The organism is bacterium (assembly GCA_021158245.1).
Lineage (GTDB): Bacteria > Zhuqueibacterota > QNDG01 > QNDG01 > QNDG01 > QNDG01.
Genome location: JAGGVB010000138.1, coordinates 1 through 3,464 on the forward strand (window position 1 = coordinate 1; position 3,464 = coordinate 3,464).

General features: G+C 36.4%; 5 protein-coding genes. All 5 read left to right on the top strand.

The window, feature by feature from the left end:
- Window positions 1-101 precede the first annotated feature (101 nt).
- The 5 genes from J7K93_07420 (at window position 102) to J7K93_07440 (ending at window position 3,295) form a co-directional block, all read left to right on the top strand.
- Complete coding sequence (locus tag J7K93_07420) at window positions 102-467, top strand: metal ABC transporter permease (protein ID MCD6116827.1); 366 nt, start codon at window positions 102-104, stop codon at window positions 465-467.
- A 198-nt stretch (window positions 468-665) separates the two neighbouring features.
- Complete coding sequence (locus J7K93_07425; protein ID MCD6116828.1) at window positions 666-1,559, top strand: hypothetical protein; 894 nt, start codon at window positions 666-668, stop codon at window positions 1,557-1,559.
- 476 nt (window positions 1,560-2,035) lie between these two features.
- Window positions 2,036-2,536, top strand: coding sequence for a mechanosensitive ion channel (locus J7K93_07430; protein ID MCD6116829.1), 501 nt, complete (start codon window positions 2,036-2,038; stop codon window positions 2,534-2,536).
- 379 nt (window positions 2,537-2,915) lie between these two features.
- On the top strand, window positions 2,916-3,029 hold the full coding sequence (locus J7K93_07435; GenBank protein ID MCD6116830.1) for a hypothetical protein: 114 nt from the start codon (window positions 2,916-2,918) through the stop codon (window positions 3,027-3,029).
- Between the two features lie 14 nt (window positions 3,030-3,043).
- On the top strand, window positions 3,044-3,295 hold the full coding sequence (locus J7K93_07440) for a HigA family addiction module antidote protein (protein ID MCD6116831.1): 252 nt from the start codon (window positions 3,044-3,046) through the stop codon (window positions 3,293-3,295).
- Window positions 3,296-3,464: the final 169 nt, after the last annotated feature.

Below are 3,464 nucleotides of genomic sequence, written 5' to 3' on the forward strand. Positions count from 1 at the left end.
CATCAAAATATGGAATATAATTTTATCAGTCCGTTTAATGTGAAAAAAACAAACATAAAACATTTTTTTGGTTTTGTTTTTGTAATCGGCTATATTTCCGCATTAAGTTTTGTTGGAAATTCTTTTCCATAACGGAAAATCCGGGTAGTTTGAAAAATGAAAACCTTTGGGATTTACTGTTTTTTATTTCACTTGGGATTATCACAGTACTGATTGTACCTGTTGCAGGCGTGCTTGTAATATTTTCATTCCTTATAATTCCTGCTGTTTTTGCATTGATTTTTACAACATCCTGGATAAGAAGGCTCTTTATTGGATGGGGAGCAGGATTTATTGCAATAATACTCGGGCTAATATTCTCTTATAAATTTGATTTTTCATGCGGCCCTTCAATAATAAGTGTTCTTGGAGTTTTATTAATAATAGGGGTTTTAATTAGAAAGGCAATACAAAAGAAAACCGTGTAGTTATTTCCATTTCCGAGCCGGAGATATTTCTAATGCCGGGGTAAAAATATGCAGTACAATTTCCATACATTTTCGGGGGGTGCCAGATCCTGTTAACAACTTCTTGACATTGTGGAAAATATTTAATATTTTTTAATGTTTGATACCGGGAAAATCCCGGTAAATATTTAGATTTAATAAGTTAGATTAAGAGGGGAGATGATTGATTTAACAGGAAAGAAAAAGGGCTTTATTCTAATGGTATTTTTCGCCGGTTCTCTGTTCCTTTTTGCATGCGCAGCTTTGAACAATTTAAGAACAAGTACTTCAGTAGTGTTAAACAAACCGCCGAATTATTACGGAAAGATACCCCGTGCAGGCAGCTCAACTCTAAAAGTCGGATTATTTCCGATTGTAACTGATATAAGAGTTGATAAACGCGACAAAAGAATATGGGCGGATTTGCTGAAAGATGTAAATCGATACAGCAACACCCTTAGCCTGGTGAAATCCCTTCCTGATCTTGATTTGCCTTTGTCGGAATTCCCTGACGTGTATGTAGGGAGTCCTGAAATGTTCGGAGCTCCGGTAAGTTCAAGTTCTTATGATAACGGAGATGAAAACTATATACCTCCTATGGTACTATATTACAGAAATCCATCTGCTTCCTGGAAAGAAAAAGTAGTAAATCTGTGTATGGAAAAGAATATTGATTATGTCCTGTTTGTTACTGCCGGTTTAAGTGAATATATGATAAGGCAGAAAAATTTGTTCGGGAAAAAAGAACTTGTACTCGGTACAGGATACAGTATTCCTGTTAAGTGGCTATCCTCTCTTGAAGATCCTGTTGATGTAGTGCATTTTACAGGTGTATTGGTTGATAAAACAGGAAAGATACGCCGCTCCGGAGCAGAAGGTATTCTTGCTGCAAAAAAACAGTCTCTTTTTGAATCCGCAATTGGGCTGCGGAATTCCATGGGCAGTGATAAAATTAAACAAATTACAAAAGATATAAAAAGAGATGATCTTTCCGGTCATCCTCTTGCATATAAAATTGCTCTGCGGAATCTTATCGGCAGTCTTATTGGAAGAGATGATTTGATTGTTAAGTAGGGGGAGGCTGATTAAAAAGAGTATTCTTACAGCCTTGGACTGTTAGCGGTCATCAGCCGGTAGACAGACGGAAAAGCATCGGTTGGATTTTCAATGTAATCCGGGGGAATTCATGCGGCGGATAAGAAGAATGTAATTTTATCTCTGCAGCTTATTAATTTCTCTGGAAGATTTGAAGGTTCTGTGCTATGAATGCTTTAATGTGGAAACAACTATGATATATACATATGTGATTAAACTGGGGGGAAAGTGCAAGAAGACCTGCTGATTTTTAGTATATGCTGCTAAATTAGCAACATATACAAGTTTATAGAATCAGGAGAAATAATAGATAACTTAAATAATAATAGACGATTAATAAATAATATGCGACATAGTATAGGTGGTTATGGAAGGTAACAATTGCTTTTTTCATTAGTACACATAATCTTATGTTAGCTATTTTTGGGCGAGTTAAAACCAGAGACAATTAATTTATGGGAAATATCGTGCACACTCTGATTGAGCAAACTACTCTCTGGGCACCGAGAGTAGGCGGCGTTATAATAGTTTTCCTCGTTTTCTTTATCCTTGCAAAAATAATAAAGAGAATAATCACTAACAATGCAGAACGACTGAAACTTGATAGAAATCTCACTTCGCTACTTGCTCGTACAAGCAGTATTGCACTCATTATCTTTGGTATTGTTACTGCTCTCGGAACTTTAGGTGTTAATGTATCCGCGCTTGTAGCCGGTATAGGGCTGACTGGTTTCGCAATTGGTTTCGCTCTGAAAGATACTATTTCCAATCTTCTTTCTGGCGTACTTATATTATTATATAGACCGTTCGAGATAGGAAACCGTATAAAGATATCAGGTTACGAGGGTGTTGTTGTTTCTATCGACATGCGATATACAGAACTTGATGCCGAGGGTAATAAGATACTAATTCCGAATTCAAAATTATTTACCGATCCAATCACTGTCCTTCATTAACGGAAAATCGGAAATATGGTGATAAAAGTAAGAAAAATAGCTAACAATCTGCTCAAGCGGACACCGGCAATCGAGGCATGAGTAGCATGTTAGGGCAATTCGGCGGCGTCGCTTAGCAGTGACTACTTGCTGAAAGTCAAGTAAAGAAATAAATATTTTTATTGATTTGTTCTTTGACAATGGTACCTTTTAAGCTCAGAAAGAGTATATCTTTCCTTAAAATCCGGACGCACTCCTGGTTGGAAGAATTTTGGAATACGGGTTCTCATAAACGGATTTCGCAAAAATTATCAAAAAGACTTTTACGAAAATTGGATATGCTAAACAGTGTGACTGATATATAGATTTAAAATCCCCTCCATCAAATCATCTTCATAAATTGCATGGAGATAGGAAAGAACGATGGGCAATATCTATTAATGGTCCGTGGATATTATGCTTTATTTTTAAAGATGGTGATATCTACAATTTGGAACTAGTGCAGTACCATTAGGAGGTTTTAGTAAAATGTTACCTGAAAACAGGCAACCAACACATCCGGGCGAGATACTTCGCTATGAATATCTTGAAGAATTAAATATGACACAGCAGAAACTATCCGATACGATCGTAATAACACGGGTGAGAATTAATGAGATTCTCTTGGGTAAGCGATCAATAACCCCGGACGCAGCATTTCGACTATCAAAATTTTTTAATACAACGCCAGAATTTTGGATAAGATTACAAACAAATTATGACATGTGGAATACACTTTAAAAACGAAAACAGGAATACGAGGCAATTAATCCACTGAAAATGCAAGTTGCATAAATGCGCTATATCACAGATAACAAAAAAATGCACTGGATGAAAACGCTGCCTTCAATTTTTACATTTCAATTCGGCCAACGTGAGGCGGGTTCATTGATGAACGATTTTTGGTTGG

Coding starts and splice junctions, on each gene's coding strand:
- J7K93_07425 (MCD6116828.1), top strand. CDS start 666: ATGATTGATTTAACAGGAAAGAAAAAGGGCTTTATTCTAATGGTATTT.
- J7K93_07430 (MCD6116829.1), top strand. CDS start 2,036: ATGGGAAATATCGTGCACACTCTGATTGAGCAAACTACTCTCTGGGCA.
- J7K93_07440 (MCD6116831.1), top strand. CDS start 3,044: ATGTTACCTGAAAACAGGCAACCAACACATCCGGGCGAGATACTTCGC.